This is a genomic window from Myroides sp. TSA_177.3 (genome assembly GCF_052691955.1).
In genome coordinates, this window is record NZ_JBQZGD010000003.1 from 275373 (window position 1) to 297118 (window position 21746).

Sequence of the window (21746 nt, forward strand, 5' to 3'; positions counted from 1 at the left end):
ATCACGCTGCTTTTTTCATTCCCCTAAGGCAAGTACTTACACTTCCTTCGTTTTAAAATTTCATTGCATGAGATTTCGTTAATTTTGGGTTAAATACACTACTTTTGGTATTTTGGAGTTTATACTTACATGAACCTACAGCGATTTCTTTTTCTTTTCCTTTTTTGGTATTCTTGTACTTATGCACAAGAAGGAAATTCGCTGTATCAACAACGGACATGGGAAGAACAACAAACCACATTGCAGCTTCCACTCACTCCTTTAAACAATAGCTATTTTGAAATTTTAGATGCCCAAGAAGTGGTTGTTCCAACATCGGCTTATCGCATCGATTTTGACACCAATACCGTTACCTTACTCCAAGCGAATCTCGCCTTTCCGTTAACGGTCTACTATTTAGAACTTCCCTCTTTCCTAACGACACCAATTAGTTATTATGATACCTCGCGTATTGTTCCCAATGAAGCGGGTAGCTTTACCTATCAACATCAAACCAACAACCGCGCTGCATTTGTACCGTTTGAGGGTTTAAATACAATGGGAAGTTTATCTCGAGGACTAACGATGGGAACCAATCAAAGTGCGGTGACTTCTTCGAATTTAGATTTACAAATCACGGGAAATTTATCGGATCGCGTCAAGATTCGCGCTTCCATACAAGATAATAATTTACCCTTACAATACGGCGGATATTCTCAGAAAATTAATGAATTCGACCAGATTTTTATCGAGTTATTCTCCGACGATTGGTCGATTCGCGCAGGAGATATTTACTTAGAAAATCGAGCGAGACGCTTTTTAAATTTCAATAAAAAAGTACAGGGATTATCCACGCGTTTTGTCTTTGATCACGGCGAAAGCAAAACAACTGTTGAAGCAGCGGCAGCCTTAGCTAGAGGACAATATACCCGCAGTACGTTTAATGGACAAGAAGGCAATCAAGGGCCTTATAAATTAAAGGGGAGTAATGGAGAATTGTACATCCTCATTGTTTCTGGCTCAGAAAAAGTATACGTCAATGGTTTACTGCTCAAACGAGGAGAAGAAAATGACTATGTTATTGATTATAATTCGGGCGAATTGCGTTTTACCACGCGATATCCCATTACATCAGATATGCGAATTGCGGTGGAGTATCAATATACCGACCGCAACTACACGCGTTTTGTGGGGTATGGCAATATTCAACACGAGGCTGAAACCTGGCAATTGGGGTTGAGTGTATTTACAGAAACCGATTTAAAAAATCAATCCCTTCAACAGAATCTAACGGAAGAGCAAATTGACATTCTCAAACAAGCAGGAAACGACCCTAATCGCATGATTGCTCCTTCTGCTTATAGAGATACCTATTCCGAGAATAAAGTGTTGTATACTCGAGAGCAAACCCCAGAAGGGCAGTATTATTTTGTATTTTCCACCGATCCTGAAGCAGAACTCTATCACGTTACCTTTACTACTGTAGGAAACAATCAAGGAGATTACGTCATACAAAGTACACAGTCTATTGGACGTATTTATGAATACCGAGCACCTGTGGGAGGCATTCCGCAAGGGAACTATTCCCCTGTCGTGAAACTTATTGCTCCCATACAAAATACAATCGCAACAATTAACGCCGCTTATCATCCTTCTGAAAAGACTACTGTTGATTTAGAGCTTGCCTTTAGCAATCACGATGCAAACCTTTTCTCTTCTATTGACCAAGAAGAAAACAAAGGTTGGGCTACTGCATTGAAAGGAAAACAGCGCTTGTGGACGCACAATCAAGCGCAACTAAATGTATTAACCGACATTCAATTCATCCACAAAAATTTCCATGCTTTAGAGAATTTATTCTCTATTGAATTTGATCGCGATTGGAATTTACAATATGCTGAAGGGAACCAGAGTTTAGTCACAGGAGGATTGGAATTTCTTCTTCCTGGTAAAGCAAGTGCTACGTACTTATTTGAGCAGCTCAATTTTGGTACAGATTACAAGGGAAATAGACAAAATTTAGCTGGAAAATGGCAAGCAGACCCTTGGTTGATCCAAACGCAGAACAGCTTGATGCAAGCAGATGGATTAACCTCCAAAACGACCTTCATTCAAAGTCATTCCCAAGCGAAATACCACTGGCGTACCAATTATATAGGGACAAAACTCGACTTTGAACAAAACAAAGAAACCAATCAAGAGACTCAACTACTCAATCCGTTGAGTCACCGTTATTCCTCCCTTGATTTATTTATCGGTAAAGGAGATTCTCTAGGACAAAATATCGAATTGGGGTATCAATTTCGATTAAATGACAGCTTGCAAAACAATCAATTGCAACGTTTTTCGAAAGCTCATACCTTTTACCTCAAATCCCAATTGCTCAAGTCTGAAACAAGGGATTTGAATCTCTATGCAAATTATCGATCGGTTCGCCATGAAGACACCAATAAACCCACTGAGAATACAATTAACAGTGTCCTCACCTATCGCGACCAATTTTTCAAAGGATTTGTTCAAGCCCACACCTTATATGAAATCAGTGCGGGAACAATTGCGCAACAAGAATACACTTATTTAGAGGTGGAGCCTGGCCGTGGACAATACATGTGGATTGATTACAACAACAATGGCATTCAAGAATTGGAAGAATTTGAGCTTGCGCCCTACCCTGATTTAGGGAAATATGTGCGTTTGTACTTACCGAGTCAGGTGTTTTTACCGACCAACCAAAATAAGTTCACGCAGACCTTAACCTTGAACCCTGCAGCACTTTGGCAAAATGAGACGGGTATCAAACGAATTTTAGCTTTCTTCTACAACCAAACGTCTTATAGTATAGACCGCAAAGATTTGAAGAAAGGCAACCAGATTCGACTTCATCCTTTTACTGCTGATGAGGAACAAATGGTGGGATTAATCGAGAACTTCAACAACTATTTATATTACAATCGCGGGAAAAAACGCCACAGCGTAACCTATATGTATACCCAATCGAAGAGTAAAAATCTACTGTCTTTTGGTTCAACGGAAAACACCATTAAAACGCATCAATTGGGTTATAATCACTTGATTCGAAAAACTTGGTTGGTAGATCTTTTAGGAAAAACAACCCAACAAGAAACAAAGTCGCCTTCGTATGCTAGTAAGAATTACGAACTCCAAATTCAAGGTTTTGAGACGAAATTATCCTATTTATTTTCCTCTCAAGCACAAGTAGATATCTTTTATAATTTCCAGGAAAAGAAAAACCAAACGGCTGATTTTGAAACCTTAGAACAACATCGTTTGGGTGTGTCTTTTGCTGTGAATCAGATTAAATTATTCACGATGAATGGTGAATTCTCCTTTTTTCAGAATACCTTTACGGGTAATGCCTTTTCGCCTATTGGTTATCAAATGTTGGAAGGATTACAACCCGGAAAGAATATGACTTGGCGATTGATGTTCCAGAAAAACCTAACGAATTACTTGGATTTAAGTTTGAATTACCAAGGTAGAAGCAATGAATCAACAGCAACTATTCACACGGGAAGTGTGCAGTTGAGAGCGTTTTTTTAAGGGCGATGAGAGGGTGTGGTGATGGTGAGAAGGTGTGGCGGTGTGATGTAAAACCCCGTAGTGGCAAATGGCAATTTGCCAAGTAACTGGATAATTCCGGATGAGAGCGTGAGGTGGTGTGATGTAAAACCCTGTAGTGGCAAATGGCAATTTGCCAAGTAACTGGAGAATTCCCGATGAGAGCGTGAGGCGATGAGGCGGTATGATGTAAAACCCTGTAATGGCAAATGGCAATTTGCCAAGTAACTGGATAATTCCGGATGAGAGCGTGAGGCAGTGTGAAGGTGAGGCTTTGTAATGTAAAACCCCGTAGTGGCAAATGGCAATTTACCCAGTAACTGTCACTTCTTATTTCTCACAAAAAATGAAATTATAAATTTAGAACTAGAAACTAAACGGTACACTGTTCTCCGTAAACTGTAAACTATAAACCACCATGTATAGCGATAAATATTCTTTGTGTTTTCAGCCTGATGAAGTTTTGATTGAACAAGTCAAAATCATGAAGTTAGATTTAGCAGAAGTCATTGGGTGGTATCACAGTAAAAATTCGCTGGCTCATTTAACCATTGCGGAATTTCAGGCCAGTGAAAAAGATATTGCGCGCATGCATCAACAAATTACGCGTTGTTGTACAGGTTTTACTCCTGTTGAAACCCATCTAACTTCTTTCGGAACTTATCCCAACGGCACTTTTTTCCTTGAAGTGGACGGCGTTGCTAAACCTCAATTAAAAGCCTATGCGCAAAAGCTCTTTCAAACCTTACAATTGAAAAATGCCTACAAATGCACAGATCCTCATCTTTCTATTGGGCGAAAATTAGAAGAAGCTAAGATCCAACAAGCCTATGCGGCATTCAAACAACCGAACCTTTCCTTTTGTTGCAACCAAATTGTACTACGTAGACTGAATATGGAGCGTAGACAATTCGATATTATCCAGTATTATCCTTTTCTATCCCAACCCACATCAGAAGAAACACAATTAACCTTATTTTAAACGAGTGGATTTGATCTTTTTCGCATTTGGCAAGTCGTCTTTTTTATTTTTTCTTTATTTTTGAGTTTACACAAAACTTAAATTATGGAAAACAGCAACAATAATACGCTAACGTGGGATGATTTTATGAAAGTAGAAATGCGCGTTGGTACGATTATTCAAGCCGAAGAATTCAAAGAAGTCCGCAATCCTGCTTATAAATTAGTTGTTGATTTTGGAGAAGAAATTGGAATGAGAAAAACATCTGCCCAAATCACAAAATTATACACCGCTGAAGAATTAATCGGCAAACAAGTGATTGCGGTTGTTAACTTTCCTCCAAAGCAAATTGCCAATATCATGAGTGAATGTTTGGTTATGGGTGCAGTGGAAGGCAAAGAAGTAACCTTGATGAGTTTAGACAAACCCGTTAAAAACGGATTGAGAATAGGATAATAAAAAAGGTTTCGCATGGCGAAACCTTTTTTTATATTATTGATGGAGTAAAGCGTATAAGGCAAAGGTTCCTAACCAGTGACTTCCCATATAATCATCGTTTGTAATATTCCCGAAAGAAGATTCAAAATGATGCTTTCCAATGGCTTTTACATGGGCTAATTCTGGTAATTTCTTAGCCAAATCACTTAAACAGGCAGCTCTACTAAAATTCAGCCCATCCAAATGAACTAAATGTCCATCTGTTCGATCCGATACTTTTCCTACTTCCAATTGAAAATCCGGTTCAAATATTTCTGGTAAAAATGCCGTCAACCACGTTTTAAAAGTAGCTGCATCTTGAATCTTGCTCATCAATCGAGCTTCTTCTAGACAAGGAGACAGAAAATCATGCCCACTAGGCTCAAAGGCTAGATTGCAGTTGGTATCTTTCGCATATAGACGATTTGCCGTTTCAACCAGTAGCTGTTCAAAAGCCGTTTCTTTCATTAATCGCGCATATTCCAAAGACAGCGATAATCCGTAGGCTGTATTATCATGTGTTCCCGTGCGAATAGGGTAATTCAATTTGGGCAAATAAGTTTCATAGCGCTCCATTAATACTTTGGCTAAAGGCTCTAATAATTTTGCCCAACGCTGTGCATCCTCATCCTCCCAAGTCGCTAAAGCACCATGTAGTTGGAATAACCAAGCCCATCCATAGGTACGCTCAAACGTTTTATTATTGGGATCATCAAAAAAGGCCAACTCTACTTGCACATTTTCTGCTGTAATCAACGTATTCAAGCGTTTGCGAATTTGATGTGTTTCATTGAGTGCTGGAAAGCGTTTCATCAATTCAATAATCGACCAATACCCATGAACAGAAGAATGCCAATCAAAACAACCATAAAAAATAGGACGTAGTTGCTTCGGTGTTTTCAAGTCTGAATCAGCACCTAACACTTGCCCCAATTTATTGGGGTATTCTTGTTCAATACAATGTAAAGGCAACGCAATAATTTTTTCAGCTTCCTTGATAGTCAACGTCAAAGGAGTAACTTCCTCCACAATTTTCGTTCCTTCCTCGTCTGCTTTTTTCTCTTTGGGTGTACATCCCAATAACAATAATCCGGCAAGGGCAACTACACTAATTTTTCTCATGGTTTTACTTTTATTGCCTAATGTAGGAATTATTTGAAAATAAAGACTTCAAAAATTCGAATATTCTTGTTCCCACAGCACATCAACCCCCGCCTAACTATTTGATGTTCTTTTTCTTACAAAAAAGAATCCAATCTAAAATTAATACGTTTTAGCCTGCTACTTTTTTGTACATTTGAAATAAAAAATGCAAAAATTCATCGTATCATTTGTAGGCTTATTTTTAGTTGCCCTCACGGTTATTTCCTGTGATAATAAATCGCTAAATTCCTCCAAAGCCCTTAGTGCCATTGAATCATACATGGAAACGCAACCCATATATGAGAGCACAACATTTACGGTAGGCGACACCAAATTAAGACAAAAGAAAGATGCTGCACTGATTGAGCGCTATCAACAATTAGCGGATGAAGGGTATTTAAATCTCGCTGATTTCACCGCAAAGAAACGTTTTCTTTCTAAAGACAGCATTTGGCAAGGAACCATTAAGCTAACGGAAAAGGCACATCCGTATGTACTAGAGCAAAAAGGCAATAAAATCAAAATTAAAACCATCGAATACTTGGTGGACAAAGACAATGGTTTTCAATTGGATGCTAAAGGTAAAAAATCGGCAACAGCGACCGTTATGCTAAAGAAAAATCCAACGCCTTTTCATTTCTTAAAAGAAGATAAATCTCCTCATACGGAATTTATTACGAAAAAGTTCAGAATGAAATACGCAGAAGAAACGGGTTGGAGAATTACAAATTAACAGATGGGAAAAAATATTTTCATTTTAGTTTTAATACAGGCACTTATGGCTGTATTAATGTCCTTTATGATTGCTAAGATGTCCTTTATGGGACGTATGGGCATTACCTTTTTATATCGCGAATACTTGGTTCTGAAATCTCCATGGAAAACAGCGGCACTTATTTTTGCTATTCAGCTTTTTCTCATTGTCATTTTAGCTTTCTTCAAGTATTTCACCCCTGCTAAAATTGCCAATGCGCTTTCCATCTTTACGATCTTACTTGGTATTGGTGCGGCCTATTTTACTTACTTAGATTTCACGACTACCTCACACAAATACATGAAGAGTAATTTTCATATTGGGGTCTATTTATTTTGGGTTGCTTGGGTCTTTTCTGCTATTTTCTTTTTATTTTTAAAGAAAAAGAAAGTGGCTTTGACGGATTTAGAGCCAACAACCGCTATTCCAGAAACGGAATAGTTCTTTAATTTTAAACGAATGACTATGAGATTATCAGCTATACTCCCTTTATTTGTTCTTGCTTTGGGATTGACCAATTGTACAGACAAAAGTAAAGAAACACAGGAGCCACAGTACATTAAACGCGAACAGACTACTTCTACATCTGGATCACAGCCTGTTCAAATTCCGATGCACGGAACAAAAGAAAACAGTTCTTCTGGCATGAGTTCTTTCAAAATGAAAGAAGACATGAAAGAAAATACAACCGAAAAAAATACAGCGGACGAATAAGGTTTAACACGCTACTATTTTTTTTCCAATAAAAATTAGTTAAGTTTACTTAACAAACCAATAGGCTAATCATGAAAAATTATTTATTTGCGTTATCCACGCTATTACTTTTAGGCTTAACTGCTTGTAAAGATACAGGAAAAGAACCTTCAAATATTTCTATTGATGGGACTACAACAGAACAACCTGCTACACCAGCTGATGGAGAAGCAACGCCTGTTCAGAGTACTCCAGCAACAGCAAACGAAGGTGCTGCTGTAGCAAACAACAATATCAACCCTGCCCATGGACAACCAGGACACCGTTGTGATATTCCAGTAGGAGCTCCATTAGATTCACCTCCTGGAGGTGGTAATGCGATGCAAACTTCTGCACAACCAGCAACTAGTAGCCAAGGACAGCCATTCTTAGTTAATGATGAGGCAAAAAACCGCATCATGCAAGAACAAGGACAACCTGCAACAGCGAATAGTGGAAAAATCAACCCTCCACATGGTCAACCAGGACACAGCTGTGAAATACCTGTAGGACAACCACTACCATAATGTAGTTATTTTATTATTTAATATCCGTAAAAAGGCGAAATCAAGTTGATTTCGCCTTTTTTATTGCTTTATTCGATTCAAAAGAACGCCAAAACACCACAAAATAATCCATTCAACTTCCAGCAATATTGCTTATTTTTGCATTCTTATTAATTTCATATAGAATATAGTTTATGATACAAGATCCGAAGAGATATACGCTAACTGCGGCATTGCCTTATACCAATGGGCCAATCCATATTGGACACCTAGCAGGTGTTTATGTTCCAGCTGATATTTATGCTCGATTCTTGCGAATGCAAGGCAAAGATGTTGCCTTCATCTGTGGAAGCGACGAACACGGGGTGGCTATTTCTATGAAAGCGAAAAAAGAAGGCATTACCCCTCAACAGGTAATTGATAAATACAACAGCATTATCAAACAATCTTTTGAAGATTTTGGTATTTCTTTTGACAACTATTCTCGTACTTCCTCTTCTATTCACCATCAAACAGCTTCTGAATTTTTCAAGAAATTGTACAACGAAGGGAAATTCATCGAAGAGGTAACGGAGCAATTATACGATGAACAAGCACAACAATTCTTAGCAGACCGTTTTGTAACGGGAACTTGCCCGAAATGTGGAAATGAAGAAGCGTATGGAGACCAATGTGAAAAATGTGGTACCTCTTTAAATGCGACGGATTTAATCAATCCTAAATCAACCATTTCAGGTAGTAAACCCATTTTAAAAGCAACAAAACACTGGTTTTTACCATTAGATCAATACGACGGATTCTTGCGTCAGTGGATTTTAGAAGGACATAAAAACGATTGGAAACCCAATGTATATGGACAAGTAAAATCTTGGTTAGATGATGGATTAAAACCGCGTGCAGTAACTCGAGATTTAGACTGGGGTATTCCTGTTCCTGTTGAAGGTGCAGACGGAAAAGTATTATACGTTTGGTTTGATGCACCTATTGGGTACATTTCATCAACGAAAGAATGGGCTGCCCGTGAAGGGAAAGATTGGGAACCGTATTGGAAATCAGAAGATACTAAATTGGTTCACTTCATCGGAAAAGATAATATTGTATTCCACTGTGTTATCTTCCCAGCGATGTTAAAAGCAGAAGGAAGCTATATCTTACCTGATAATGTACCTGCGAATGAGTTCTTAAACTTAGAAGGAAACAAACTTTCTACGTCGAAGAACTGGGCCGTTTGGCTGCATGAATACTTGGAAGATTTCCCAGGAAAACAAGATGTATTGCGTTATGCTTTAACTGCAAATGCACCAGAAACAAAAGACAATGACTTTACATGGAAAGATTTCCAAGCGAGAAATAACAACGAATTAGTGGCTATTTTTGGAAATTTCATCAACCGTGTAGTGGTATTAACGAATAAATATTACAACGGTGTAGTTCCACAACCGCATGCCTTTTCTGATGTGGATATTGCTACATTAGAAGAATTAAGAGCTTATCCAGCTGTCATCGAAAGTTCAATCGATCGTTACCGCTTCAGAGAAGCTTTGGGTGAAGTAATGAATGTGGCGCGTTTAGGAAATAAATACTTGGCGGATGAAGAACCTTGGAAATTAATCAAGGAAGATGCGGACCGCGTTCAAACGCAAATGTATGTAGCTTTACAAATTGCTGCTGCCTTAAGTACATTAGCCGAGCCATTCTTGCCCTTTACTGCAGCAAAATTAAAGTCAATTTTGCGCTTAGAAACACCGATTGCATGGTCTGCTGTTGAAGTAGATCAACCGTTAATTCAACATGGACACCAAATTGGAGAAGCTGAGTTATTGTTTGCTAAGATTGAAGACGAAGAAGTTCAAAAACAATTGGATCGTTTAGAAGCATCTAAACAAGCAAATAAAGCAGCGAATGCTGTGGTGGAGCCGCAAAAAGAAACAGCTACCTATGATGATTTCACTAAGTTAGATTTACGTGTAGGAACAATTGTAGAAGCGGAGAAAATGCCAAAAGCAAACAAACTTTTAGTATTAAAAGTGGATACCGGAATGGATGTAAGAACGATTGTATCGGGAATTGCTGAGCATTTCAAACCGGAAGATATCATCGGGAAACGCGTAACGGTTTTAGCGAACTTAGCACCACGTGCTTTACGCGGTGTAGAAAGTCAAGGGATGATCTTAATGACAGAAGATGCCAACGGTAAATTGGTTTTTGTCAACCCAGATGAAGAGGGTGTAAAAAACGGAGCAACGATTAATTAATCGAATCGCTATAGAAAAAAGGGTGTCTAGTGGACACCCTTTTTTTGTTTATTCTTGTTCTATTCTTTGAATTTCTTGTTTGATGTAAGACTCCCAATTCTCCTGCTTTGGATCGACGATAATTGTTTTAAAATTATACTTTTCTCCTTCCATTCCCACACCTTTGGAATCATCAATATGTACATCAAAATCAAAACCTCTGGGGTATTTAGAAGCATAAACGTTGAGCTCCTTTAATCGAGTACTATTCTCTTTTTGATTAACAATGCGATTGACCTGTATCCCATAATAACGCAACGTCCATCGAATTCGATGCTGCGTTCGATAGGAGGTTGTATAAATGTGAATTTCATGTCCTTGCTGTTGCAAATCCTGAATCAAAGTTCTCGTTCCTTTCCGAATAGGTTCAAAACCAACTAATTTTGCTACCCAATTTCTTTTCTCGGTTTCAAACTCTTTCCCATTGGGAATTAACGTACTATCTAAATCGAAGCTGATGTTCATTTACAGGTGGCTTATTCAAACAAAATTATTTTTTACGAGGACTTTAAAATGGATACAATCTTTTTGGGCTTAAGCATTTGTTTAGACCAAAATACAATAGCTCCATCATAGCCTCCTGTTTGTTCTTTTTGATTTTCATCAAATACGTACAGCGTACTTGAAACTGAAGAGTTGAATTCAAAATACCAAGATTTCACATCTCGAAAAAAACGGGCTTTATCTGTTTTTGACACTGAACAAATAAATGCTATTTTTTTACCTTTCAAATCCAAAGACTGTCCGTCTTGCTTAAAATAATCCGCTAAGAAAAGGCCTTCCTCTTCACTCAAGATGGACAAACCATCTTGTCCCAAAGTATTCAATTTTTCACACCAATGTTCGGGTATATCTTTCCAATCTACACGGAATTGCTGAGCAAGGCAGCTATAACCCACCAATACAAAAAATAAAACTAAATAGTTTTTCATCTAAAACAATGCTAAAATAACTACTCAAATATAGAAATAAATACCAAGCAATAGCAGTATTCCTAAGCGATATACTCTTCCTCCCAATTATACCTAGATAAAATCTATATTTGCATAAAATTGAGTACAACTAATGAAATTTATTTCAACCCTACTCCTACTTTGTTTTGTAGGCATTTTACAAGCCCAAGTGAAAGAGGTAAAAATACCGACGAATTTGGGAAAAATTACCCAAGCGTATCACTATAACACCCAGCAAAAGAATTTCTTTTTCTTAAAATCTTATAATCAACTACAAGGGGTGCAAATGACGGATAGCCTAACGGTGAAACAATCCTTGTTCACACTTGTTCCTGATTATTTTGATGATACGGTTGTTGCCTTTACTGCGGCTGAAGAGAACAAAGCCACCATGTATATCGTGACAAAAAAAAATATTCTGACAAAAACCTTTGATTTTGAGCAAAATATAACAACTACAGCCGCTCCTTTTACCTGGGACCCGCAAGAAGAGGATTCCTTTTTACATTTTTCACATGGAGATAAGTTTTATGCGTTTCATTCTAGAATCAGAAATAGTCAAATCCGTTTCTTGCAATTGGATGCAGACTTAAAACCGCAAAAAGATACCATGATAAACTTTACAGGGCATAATTTTTATTTAGGCCCTCACAGTCAGGTATCTCTTAATCAAGCTTTACAAGATTCAGTACCAATGACGTACATAGAAATGAATCAACCCACAGATTTACTAAAGGCAGCAGCACAGAGAAAGTACTATATTCACAACGATGTTCTTTATATTACCTTGGATACATCAAACCAAAGTACAGAAGTTTTGAGCATTGACCTAACGACGCAAGAAACTACCTATGCTAGTTATCCACAACCATTCAACAAACCCCGTTTAAACCATCCTGGTTCTAACTCCCTACTTTTCGATAATAAGCTTGTACAAGCCTATTTTGACAAACAATTTATTACAATTGTACTACGAGATGAACAAGGGGAACCGATAAAAACGTACCAAATGACAAAGGATCATGCTGATTTTATAACAGGAGGCATGGTATCGATTAGCAATATCAGGGGTTTATATAAAGACAAGTATGCTCCAATAGAGAAACGAAGTAATTTTTTACTCCGAGCAAAAAATGCAAGTTTATATGGAGTTATTGCCTATCCCGTTGGAGACCATATTGTTCTACAATTTGGATCGGGAAATCGAACAAAACCATTCGCTCGTAACTTTTTCTTTGATGCTTTTATCAATGGACCTAGAACAAATATGTTTAACCCCTATTTTAAATCAGTTGTTGCCCTTGCATCTACAGCCTTAGATCAGCAATTAAATCCTGATTTTTCTTTTACAATACCCAGCGAAGATAAACTGAGAACATTGAGAACAAAACGAGGATTCAGAATAACAAGTAACAAGTATAAGCTTGTACTAAAAATTAACGATCAACACTACTACGGTAAACAGGAATCGAGAAGCAAAACATTTGATTTAGTACCGTTTTAAACTAAAAACCCGCTTGCATCAATTGATGCAAGCGGGTTTGTTTTAGTATATTTTTTCTTTGATAATCACAAGAAGAAGTAGTCATTCCTTACTTCCATTGACTTGCTGTTTCCAATACAGCTAAATCATCAATATCTAGCTGAATAGCTGTTGAACGCACAAGACTCTGCAATTGAGTTGAATTAGTTGCGCTAACAATTGGCGCCGTAATTACAGGTTGATGCAACAACCAAGCAATTGCTATTTCGGCACTTGTTGCTTGATGTTTTTGAGCCGTTTTCGCTAAAGCATCTAAAATAGCTAACCCGCGATCGTTTAGATAATGTTCAACCATCATTTTTCGTGCACTTCCTTCTAAATCTGCGGCTGTTTTATACTTCCCTGATAAGAAACCACTAGCTAAAGCGAAATAAGGCGCTACAGCCAGCTTTTCTTTCACAACAATATCTTTGTACTCCGTTTCGAATTGCGCTCGGTCATAGAGGTTATATAGCGGTTGTAGGGCGATGTATTTCGTCCATCCTTTGGCTTCCGCTACTTGATTACTTTCAAGTAAGCGTTCTCCACTTAGATTAGACGCTCCAAGTGTACGAACTTTTCCTGCTTGAATTAGTTCCTGAAATGTTCCCATGATTTCTTCTACTCCAACATTCACATCATCGTGGTGAGAATAGTATAAATCAATATAATCTGTACGCAAACGCTGTAAAGAAGCATCGACTCCATCGATAATCTGTTGTCTAGTCAACCCTTTCTCTACTCCTTGCATGCCTCCACCTACTTTAGTAGCTAATACAATATCTTGTCTTTTTTTACTTTCTGCAAACCACTTTCCTAAAATGCGTTCTGACTCTCCACCAGTATTCCCTTCTACCCAGTGAGAGTAACTATTTGCTGTATCAATAAAATTAATGCCTTGATCGTGTAATTCATCTAACATGCGCAGCGATGCTTTTTCATCTAAAGTCCATCCAAATACATTTCCTCCGAAGCAAATTGGAGCAATACTCATTTCCGCATTTAAATTCTTTCTTTTCATGGTGTTTTGGTTTTTGTTATTTTTTGTAGTTTCATTCATTGACTAAACCGCACTAAACTCTATAGTGGAGTACCTTTGTCCTAGCTTACAAAATACAAAAAAAAGGGCGATTATAAAAATAATCGCCCTTTTTTAGCTTATAAAAATAACTTACTAGAAGTTAAATCTCATTGTAAAGTTCCATGTTCTACCAGCTCCTAACATTACTTCGTTACGAACATCAATTCCTTTCCAAGTAGTACTCTCAGGAGTTGCTTCAATATTTGTTCTTGCAGAAGAAATATAAGTCGTATCGAATACGTTATTTACGTTGAAACGCATAGTCAAAGCATTTTGTTTTTCTTTTCCAACTTCCATACGGTAAGATAATCCAGCATCAACTAAGTTAAATGCAGGTAGTTTCATTGAACCGCTTTTTTCTTTTGAATCTGTTTTTTCAACATCTAATGAACCATAGAAATTATCATTGTATCGGTAGTTAGCATCGATTTTCAATCCTTTTACGATTTCATAGCTAGCTCCTAAGTTAGCAATCAACTGAGGTGCTCCACCCACTTTTGCTCCATCAATATATAAAGTCTGTGTTTTAAATCCTGACTCAGGTTCTCCTGGGTTATTATAGATAGGTTGATTCGTCTCTTCGTTATAGTACGTTCCTGTTACATTTGATGCATATTTCCAATCACCCCATGAAAAAGATCCTGTAATTGTTAAACGATCAACTGGGTAGTAAATGAAATCCATTTCCATTCCAGAGTGAATTTGTTCCACCCCAACTAAAGTAGCATACCCATTTGCATCAACAATACTTCCATCTGTTCCTATATCTTTAACTTTAGAAGTTACACGCGTCACTCTATCTTTCCAAGATGTTCTATACAAGTTTAAATTAGCTCTTAATTTATGACTTCTATATCCATAACCAGCCTCTAATCCAAATACTTTTTCATTTGTCAAATCAGGATTCAACGTATTTGTATTATTTAAATACACTCCATTGTTCATAAATGGTTGACGAGAGAAATAACCTGAATTCACAAATACATTATGATTTTCGTCAATGTTATAGTTTGCTCCCCCTTTAATACTACCTCCTAAAATACTTTCCCAATCCGTTTTGTAATCTTTTGCTCCTTCAGCAGTAGAACGGTCATAACCAAAATAATCAACACGTTGCATCCATTGGTTTGAAATAGCTCCTTGAACGAATACTGAAAGATTCTCTTTAGAGTATTCCACTTGTCCAAATCCACCTAACCATTTTACATTACCATCATTGTGGTATCCAACTTTTTCTCTATTATTCCAGTTTACCCATGGATTCATAGAAGCTTTAGCATCATATGTTTGACCTACAATATAATGTTGGTTATTATTATTCTTATTTTTAGCTACATAGAAACCATCAGCTCCCATTAAATTATCTAATAATTGATAGTGGTATCCTTTATAAATACGTCCATCAGCACCAAAATCAACCGTCCAGTTCTCATTTACTTTCGCATTTAAATTAATTACCGTACCATACCAGTCATGTGAGTTGATACTTGAACGACGTGCCCAACCACCTCTATATGCCTTAGTTTTATTATCGAAATCAGTAATATAGTATCCTTGTTGACCTGGATTCATAGGATCATCCATCAAACTATTACTTGTACCAGGTCCAAATGGTTTTTTATCTTTACCAATTTCTTTCCAATCAGCAATGGTTTCACCTCTATTCCAAGCAGCGATATCATCAAAACGCATATGTCCATTAGCATCTCTTACTTCCGTACCGAAATCTCTGTAACCATTTGGTCCACCACCAATTGTTCCAGTTCCTCCACCACGTCCCCAAGATCCGTAAAATACAGCTCCTAACGTCCAAGTTTCGTTAATATTGAAATCGTAGTTAATAGACATCACAGGTTTGTTATAGTAGTTCGATCTAAAATTAAAACGTTCTCCATTATAAAATCCTGTATCAGGGTTGAATCTTTTGTTCATTTTCCCGTCATTCCATTTTTGGATATTTTCGATAGAAACTGAAGTTGATCGTTGATCGTGATCTTGTTTCGCACCAGTAAATGTAAATTGAACATTGTGACGAGAATCTTTTGATTTATATCCTAAACCTAAGTAATAGTTATATCCTTCAAATCCCGTTCCTTCAACATATCCATCACCTCTTGTATAACCTAATAATACCGAAGCAGACAATCCGTTTTCCAACACACCCGTATTGTAAGAAGCTAAACCTTTAAAGTAGTTTTCATTTCCAATACCTGCAGAAATAGATCCACCTTCCCTAGCATCAGATGTACGTGTCAAAACATTGATTGTTCCTCCTACAGAAGAAATCGCAATTTTAGAAGAACCTAAACCGCGTTGTACTTGCATTGCAGAAGTTACGTCTGATAAACCAGCCCAGTTTGACCAGTATACAGCTCCACCTTCCATATCATTAACAGGCATCCCGTTAATTAATACAGCTACGTTTCTTTGGTCGAATCCACGAATATTAATATTCGAGTCTCCATAGCCTCCACCACCTTTAGAAGCATATACTGAAGGTGTAGTGTTTAAAATTTCAGGAAATTCTTGAGATCCTAATTTTTCTTGAATTTCAGCTGCTTTAATTGTAGAAACAGCAACTGGTGTTTTACGGTCTTTTGCAACGTCCGCAACTCCCATGATTACAATGTCAGCTAACATGTTTTCATCAGGGTTAACCACAATGTTGCCTAAGTTAGCAACTTTGTTTGCATCAACGGTAAAAGCAACCGTTTTTGATTGATAACCAATAAAAGAGATAACTACTTCTCCTTTATCGCTAGTAACGTTCAAGGTAAACGCTCCATTTGCATCTGTCGACACTCCATTTTGCGTTCCTTTCACCAATACAGTAGCTCCTGGTAAGCTCATATTAAGCTCTCCATCGATAACCGTACCCTTTACTTTGTTTTGTGAAAATGCAGATGTTGACGTAATAACCATTACGATAAACAACATCCAGTTCTTCAAGTTTTTCATTTTGTAAGTGTAAGTGATAATTAATTTCACGGCAAATGTACAAAAAGAAAATCCTATAATGTTATCTAATTATTAAATTTTGTGTGTGTCCCAATTTATTGAATTCTAAATACTTCTGTTCGTTAGGTAGTAATTCAGCAAAAAGGCTGTAGAACTGTCGTGTTTCAATACATTATTCGAAATAATTTCACGCTGAATATTTTTTGCTAAAACCTTGCCATATTCCACGCCAAATTGGTCAAAACTATAAATATTCCATATCACTCCTTGCACAAAAGTCTTATGTTCATATAAGGCCACTAAGGCTCCTAATGTTTCTGGAGTAAGCTTATCAATCAACAACGTATTCGACGGTTTGTTTCCAGCAAATTCTCTAAAGTTCTGAATCAATGCATCTTCTTCTTCTCCTTCACGTGTGGCTGCTTTTCCATTCAACAAGGCTTCTGTTTGTCCAAAAAAGTTAGACATCAAAATTGTATGATTGGTATCTTGATCCGAAAAAGGATTGACAAAGCCTATAAAATCAACAGGAACTACTTTCGTTCCTTGGTGAAACAATTGGAAAAAGGCATGCTGAGCAGATACGCCTACCTCACCCCAGATTAATGTTCCAGTTTCATACGACAATTGTTCGCCATTGCGATTCTTGTCTTTTCCATTACTTTCCATAATCATCTGTTGTAGATGGGCAGGAAATTTTTCTAAAAATTGACTATACGGCACAACGGCTTCTGTCTGGTACCCATAAAAATTGTTATACCATACACTTAGTAAAGCACAAACAACAGGAATATTATCTTGAAAAGGGGCTGTTCTAAAATGCTGATCCATTTTATGTGCACCTTTTAATAATTGTTCGAAGTTAGCATAACCAATAGACAACGCAATCGACAATCCAACAGAGCTCCAAAGCGAAAATCGTCCTCCAATATAATCCCACATTGGAAAAATAGTCGATCGATCAATACCGTAAGCAACCGCGCGTTCCACCTCAGCGGTAACCCCCACTAAATGTTTGGCTAAATCCTTTTGTTCTACCGCTGCTGAAAGCCATTGTACAACTTTGTCTGCATTTAATACTGTTTCTTGCGTAGTAAATGTCTTAGAAACAATCAAGACTAACGTAGTTGCAGGGTTTAACTTATTTAATACCGCATACAAATAATCATCATCAACATTAGAGATAAAATGAGTCTTTAGATGATTGCGATAATTTTCTAATCCATTTACAACCATCTTTGGTCCTAGATCAGATCCTCCAATACCAATATTGACAACATCTGTAAAAGGTTGTCCTGTACTTGAAAGATAACGTCCTTCTACCACTGCTGTAACGAAATGCTCAATGCGCGTTCTTGCTTCTTGAATTTCTTCTAACACATTGACACCGTCCACCATAATTGGTGACGCTTGAGTAAAATCACGTAAAGCCGTATGCAATACGGCTCTATTTTCTGTTTTATTTATCTTACCGCCTGTGAATAAAGCTTCAATTGCTTGTTTCAATTGTACTTCTTCACCTAATTGAAGCAAATACGATAAGGTTTCTTTTGTAATTTTATTCTTAGAATAATCGAGCAAAAATGCATCGAAATGAATATTAAAAGAATTCCCTCTACTAGCATCCTCTTGGAAGAGGTCTTGCATTTGGATAGACTTCATTTGCTCAAAGTGCTCACGTAGCTTGGTCCATGCAGCAGTACTAGTAGGATTAATAGATTGTAACATTTTACTTGAAACAGAGGTTATTTATTAAATTTTTCTTTAATCACAGCATCTAACTCTGCTTTTAAAGGTTGAATATGCTCTTTAAAAGCGGGGATATCTTTTTTATCCATGGGTTCTGAGTTTGGTAGAACCTGTCCTAGAGGATCTACTTGTACTCCGTTTTTCCAAAAGCGATAACACACGTGTGGTCCTGTGGCTAATCCCGTACTACCAACAAGTCCGATGGATTGCCCTTGTTCTACAAACTGTCCTTTTCTCACTAAGATCTTAGACATGTGCAAATACTGTGTAGAATAAGTCCCGTTGTGTTTTACCTTCACATAGTTTCCATTTCCTGCCGTATATCCTGTGCGTTCTACCACTCCAGAGGCAGTAGTCATAATTGGCGTTCCTGTTGGAGCGGCATAATCCGTTCCGTTATGGGATTTCCATGTTTTCTGTACAGGGTGGAATCGACTCTTGGTATATCTTGAAGTAATTCTAAAGAACTTCAATGGTGCTTTTAAGAACATACTCTTCATTGGACGTCCCTCTTCATCGTAATAATCCTTGCCTTTCGCTCCAGTTCTTTGGTATGGGAATGAATATAAATCCTTTCCTCTATAGTTAAAATAAGCCGCTTCCACTTTTGAAATTCCAACATAAACCGTATCGTTAATGTATTTCTCTTCAATCGTAACAGCAAAGCGATCTTCCGGTTGTAATTTAAAGAAGTCAATCGACCAGGCAAAAATTTGCGACATACGTGTTGCTAGCGATTGATCCACTCCTTCTTTGCTCAAACTCATCGATAGCGATCCATCAATTGTAGAAGCAACTGTTCTTCTTTTAATCGTTACAGGATATGTTTTTGTATAAGCTGTAATCGTATCGCGGAGATCAATCACTTGATAACCTGAAATATTAGGATGATAAACAAATGCAGCTAATTTATCCGGGTTATTTTTGTATTTAATCAACGTATACGGTTGTCCTGCTCGAATTCCTCGAACATTGATTGTATCTTTTACTTTGGTAACAATATTGTGTACGTCTGAAGCATTGAGGTTATAATTGCCAAAAATCTTCCCAAGGTTATCTCCAGACCTAATCGTATCTTCTGATACCACATAGTCCTTCAAATTAAACCCATACAATTCAGCGACAATCTCCTCTACTGTTTCATTTTCCGTATCCGTACTCACTTCTATTTCTCCTTCTTTTTTACAAGAAGAAAAAAGAAGCAAGCCTGCTAACAACATAAAAATTTTATACTTCAAAACTTCCTTTTTTCTATTTTTAAACCAATCCTTTACCCCAATTTGCTAATTCCTCTTCTGACCATAAGCCTGGGAAAAATATTCTCTTTTGATATTCTGGCAACATATATTTTTTCCAATCACTACCACCTGTAGCTTCTTTGGTAACTCCTGTACTTTCTAAATACTTCAGCGCTGTTTTGTAATGTCCAATCACCCAAGTAACATTAACGGTATAATCGTAATGTTTCATCGCTTGAATTAATTCTGGACATGCTTGTGCTTCTTTAGGAAGCTCAACAAATTTCTGCCATAAATTTGTTTTTTCATAATCTTTCATTGCTTTAACAAAAGTTTGACTGTATTTTTTTTCAAACGCACCAAGCAAGTAGGACTTTTCGCCTGTCTTGTAATTTTTTCCTGCTGCTTGCCAGTATAGATATTCTAACGCTTCTTCTTCAGAAATATTCTCTGGCAAATCGCGAATAAAGCGTTTATCAATTAAATTAATCCAATCTGTTGAAGCAAATTCGATTAAGCGGTATTGTGCGCTTTGAAATCCGCTGGCAGGAGCTAGTGTATTTCTGAACTTATTATACTGTTCTACATCCATTCCATCACCCATAATGCTAAAAGAATTAGTCAACATATCAAAATATCGGCTAATTCTCATCAATTTATCGGTAAAGACATCTACTGCGATTGGTGTAGGTACAGCTAATTGCTCCATTTCCCACAAAATCATTTTAAACAATAATTCATTGACCTGATGGTACATGATAAACACCATTTCATCTGGGTATAAGGTACGCTGAATTTGCAACCCTAATAAGGCATCTGTTTGAATATAATCCCAATACGTCAAAGGCTTGCCATACAACAAACCTTCTAAATGTACATTGGGATTTTGTCCCATTTGGGTAAATTTTTCTTCTAAATTTTTTATATGTTGATTGGTGATATCATTCATTACTTTTCTGTTTTTAACGTTGAAACTAATCCTTTGTACTCTTCTAAATCTGCTTTTAGCGAACCAACTGCTAAACTTGCTTTGATTCGCAATGGAACTTTATTCGCATCAGCAGAAACCCAAACAGTCAAACTTTCTTTTTCTTTGAAAACACGTCCTGCCATTACATAAGGTCTAAAACTCAAGGCTTTCACCTTTCCAAATTTAGTTTTCAATTCCGTTGTACCGAGGTATAACAATTTAAAACGAAACACTTCTCCATCGAAAAACATATCAATTTCAACAGCTTCGTTCTTTTTTAAATTATCTAATTTCGGGTGATTTCTCAGGTAATAAAAGGCAGATACAATATCCTGTACTTCAGAAACAATAGGATAGGTACTTTCTTTCTTTTTCTCGTAATCTTTTACGAGTACATTTTTTTTGGTATAATCGAAGAAACCTTCTTGGTCTTTGGTATAACCGCCTTCATCAATTTTTCGGATAAAACGATGGGGTACGACTTGATCTTTCTCAAAATAACTTTGATAATCGTCATACACTTTAAAGAAAACCTTAGAAAGCCCAGTAGTATAGCCAATACCTTTGGCATGATACATACTTTTTCCTTTGTAGGTTGTTTCAGATAAGGTCAGTTCTGCAATACCTGCATTCAAAATACCATAGGACACTCTGAATTTCAAGTATTCTCCCGCTTTAAACGCTTGAGGTTTAGTTTGTGCAAAAGTAGTTAGTGCACATAATAGGAAGGTATAAAAAACAAATAATACTTTTTTCATAGTTGGCTAATTTTATTCAAAAATAACAAACAAAAAAACCCAGTCAAATAATTGACTGAGTTTTTATGCTATTAACCAACCAAAAAACTATA

The 21746-nt window shown here is 37.1% G+C and carries 18 protein-coding genes; 9 read left to right on the forward strand and 9 right to left on the reverse strand.

The features are described 5' to 3' along the window. The first annotated feature begins 129 nt into the window (after positions 1 to 129). From ACUTSE_RS05070 to ACUTSE_RS05080, 3 genes are all read left to right on the forward strand, one after another. Positions 130 to 3540, forward strand: coding sequence for a hypothetical protein (locus ACUTSE_RS05070; RefSeq protein ID WP_445639462.1), 3411 nt, complete (start codon positions 130 to 132; stop codon positions 3538 to 3540). A gap of 436 nt (positions 3541 to 3976) precedes the next feature. Then, positions 3977 to 4540, forward strand: coding sequence for a 2'-5' RNA ligase family protein (locus tag ACUTSE_RS05075; RefSeq protein WP_445639463.1), 564 nt, complete (start codon positions 3977 to 3979; stop codon positions 4538 to 4540). Between the two features lie 84 nt (positions 4541 to 4624). Continuing rightward, a complete protein-coding gene (locus tag ACUTSE_RS05080) occupies positions 4625 to 4975 on the forward strand; it encodes a tRNA-binding protein (RefSeq protein WP_002988966.1) in 351 nt (116 codons plus the stop codon). 36 nt (positions 4976 to 5011) lie between these two features. Here the strand turns inward: ACUTSE_RS05080 and ACUTSE_RS05085 are convergent, their stop codons facing one another. Next, the gene (locus ACUTSE_RS05085) at positions 5012 to 6118 is read right to left on the reverse strand and encodes a DUF2891 domain-containing protein (protein WP_445639464.1); all 1107 of its coding nucleotides are present in this window, start codon (positions 6116 to 6118) and stop codon (positions 5012 to 5014) included. A gap of 187 nt (positions 6119 to 6305) precedes the next feature. On the opposite strand from ACUTSE_RS05085, the gene ACUTSE_RS05090 reads away from it, so the two are divergent. The 5 genes from ACUTSE_RS05090 (at position 6306) to metG (ending at position 10386) form a co-directional block, all read left to right on the forward strand. After that, positions 6306 to 6872, forward strand: a complete 567-nt coding sequence (locus ACUTSE_RS05090) for a hypothetical protein (RefSeq protein ID WP_445639465.1) — start codon at positions 6306 to 6308, stop codon at positions 6870 to 6872. 3 nt (positions 6873 to 6875) lie between these two features. Next, positions 6876 to 7334, forward strand: a complete 459-nt coding sequence (locus ACUTSE_RS05095; RefSeq protein WP_115092184.1) for a cytochrome d ubiquinol oxidase subunit II — start codon at positions 6876 to 6878, stop codon at positions 7332 to 7334. Between the two features lie 24 nt (positions 7335 to 7358). Continuing rightward, a complete protein-coding gene (locus tag ACUTSE_RS05100) occupies positions 7359 to 7607 on the forward strand; it encodes a hypothetical protein (protein WP_002988959.1) in 249 nt (82 codons plus the stop codon). Positions 7608 to 7678: 71 nt separating this feature from the next. After that, positions 7679 to 8152 (forward strand): hypothetical protein, encoded by a 474-nt coding sequence (locus ACUTSE_RS05105; RefSeq protein WP_002988957.1) that lies wholly within the window; start codon positions 7679 to 7681, stop codon positions 8150 to 8152. 173 nt (positions 8153 to 8325) lie between these two features. Continuing rightward, positions 8326 to 10386: a methionine--tRNA ligase gene (gene metG / locus ACUTSE_RS05110; protein ID WP_445639466.1), complete on the forward strand. Its 2061-nt coding sequence runs from the start codon at positions 8326 to 8328 to the stop codon at positions 10384 to 10386. Between the two features lie 48 nt (positions 10387 to 10434). Here metG and ACUTSE_RS05115 read toward each other — a convergent pair whose 3' ends face one another. Then, positions 10435 to 10890 carry an HAD family hydrolase gene (locus ACUTSE_RS05115; protein ID WP_445639467.1) on the reverse strand — a complete coding sequence of 152 codons (456 nt, stop codon included), beginning with the start codon at positions 10888 to 10890 and terminating at the stop codon, positions 10435 to 10437. A gap of 32 nt (positions 10891 to 10922) precedes the next feature. Continuing rightward, positions 10923 to 11357, reverse strand: coding sequence for a hypothetical protein (locus tag ACUTSE_RS05120; protein WP_445639468.1), 435 nt, complete (start codon positions 11355 to 11357; stop codon positions 10923 to 10925). Between the two features lie 133 nt (positions 11358 to 11490). Between ACUTSE_RS05120 and ACUTSE_RS05125 the strand changes: the two genes are divergently transcribed. Next, positions 11491 to 12882 (forward strand): hypothetical protein, encoded by a 1392-nt coding sequence (locus ACUTSE_RS05125; protein WP_445639469.1) that lies wholly within the window; start codon positions 11491 to 11493, stop codon positions 12880 to 12882. Positions 12883 to 12970: 88 nt separating this feature from the next. Here the strand turns inward: ACUTSE_RS05125 and ACUTSE_RS05130 are convergent, their stop codons facing one another. From ACUTSE_RS05130 to ACUTSE_RS05155, 6 genes are all read right to left on the reverse strand, one after another. Next, the gene (locus ACUTSE_RS05130) at positions 12971 to 13921 is read right to left on the reverse strand and encodes an aldo/keto reductase (protein ID WP_445639470.1); all 951 of its coding nucleotides are present in this window, start codon (positions 13919 to 13921) and stop codon (positions 12971 to 12973) included. Positions 13922 to 14074: 153 nt separating this feature from the next. After that, on the reverse strand, positions 14075 to 16939 hold the full coding sequence (locus ACUTSE_RS05135) for a TonB-dependent receptor (protein ID WP_445639471.1): 2865 nt from the start codon (positions 16937 to 16939) through the stop codon (positions 14075 to 14077). A 105-nt stretch (positions 16940 to 17044) separates the two neighbouring features. Next, the gene (gene pgi / locus ACUTSE_RS05140) at positions 17045 to 18667 is read right to left on the reverse strand and encodes a glucose-6-phosphate isomerase (RefSeq protein WP_445639472.1); all 1623 of its coding nucleotides are present in this window, start codon (positions 18665 to 18667) and stop codon (positions 17045 to 17047) included. A gap of 17 nt (positions 18668 to 18684) precedes the next feature. Next, positions 18685 to 19908 carry a M23 family metallopeptidase gene (locus tag ACUTSE_RS05145; protein WP_394358318.1) on the reverse strand — a complete coding sequence of 408 codons (1224 nt, stop codon included), beginning with the start codon at positions 19906 to 19908 and terminating at the stop codon, positions 18685 to 18687. A gap of 37 nt (positions 19909 to 19945) precedes the next feature. Beyond that, positions 19946 to 20821 (reverse strand): tryptophan 2,3-dioxygenase family protein, encoded by an 876-nt coding sequence (locus tag ACUTSE_RS05150; protein ID WP_445639510.1) that lies wholly within the window; start codon positions 20819 to 20821, stop codon positions 19946 to 19948. Positions 20822 to 20874: 53 nt separating this feature from the next. Beyond that, positions 20875 to 21654, reverse strand: a complete 780-nt coding sequence (locus tag ACUTSE_RS05155; RefSeq protein WP_445639473.1) for a DUF3108 domain-containing protein — start codon at positions 21652 to 21654, stop codon at positions 20875 to 20877. Positions 21655 to 21746: the final 92 nt, after the last annotated feature.